This window comes from Oleiphilus sp. HI0043 (assembly GCF_001634935.1).
Window position 1 is genome coordinate 1 of record NZ_LWEY01001015.1, and the last position, 792, is coordinate 792.

Annotated in this window: 1 protein-coding gene; it reads left to right on the forward strand. The window is 44.7% G+C overall.

Going from position 1 to position 792, the window contains the following annotated elements; all coding sequences use genetic code 11:
* Nucleotides 1-16: 16 nt before the first annotated feature.
* On the forward strand, nucleotides 17-792 hold a 776-nt coding region (locus A3729_RS34345; protein WP_304439719.1), incomplete at its 3' end, for a methyl-accepting chemotaxis protein.

Sequence of the window (792 nt, forward strand, 5' to 3'; positions counted from 1 at the left end):
AATACAAAGACCACAAATGAAAGCATTCTCAGCACACAACTGCCTGGTTATCTTACCGGCAACTCTTCTCTTTCCTTTAAGTTATTGGTTTGTAGGCGCTAGCACCGAAAACAGCTTACTAGCGTATATCTTGACTACCCTGATATGCTGCACATTGTCTTTGGTTTGGTATCAAAAAATAGTTATTTCACCCATAAACGCAGGAATCTCTGCATTAAAAGCGAACCTCGAAGAGAAGTTTTCTTACTCGACGCAATTAAATACCCAAAACATGTCTGGCGCGCCCAAAGAGTTATTTGAAATTTTGAATCAGCGCCTGAGCAATGCTGAGCAGGCTATACAGGGGATTCACCTTAGAGCCTCCCGCTTGCTCCCTATGAGCGCAGAATTAACCGAAACCTACAGTGCCATGAGCCAGAATACGATGATGCAATCTCATCACGGCGGCGTGTTGAGTGGAGCAATAAATAATATGGTCATGGCGACCGAAAACATCGAACATGACATTGGAGATATCAATAATCATATTCTCGAAATGAATAGCGAGCTCAATAGCTTTGGCGAGCACCTACATGCAACAACTTCCTCAATTGATACCATTGAAAAGCGCATATCTGAGTCGAATGAAGTATTAGGTAAATTGCGTAACGATAGCGACCAGATCAACCAGATTATCACCGAGATCACCAGCATCGCAGAGCAAACTAACCTACTGGCACTCAACGCAGCAATCGAAGCAGCCCGTGCAGGCGAACAAGGTCGGGGTTTTGCCGTCGTTGCCGACGAAGTACG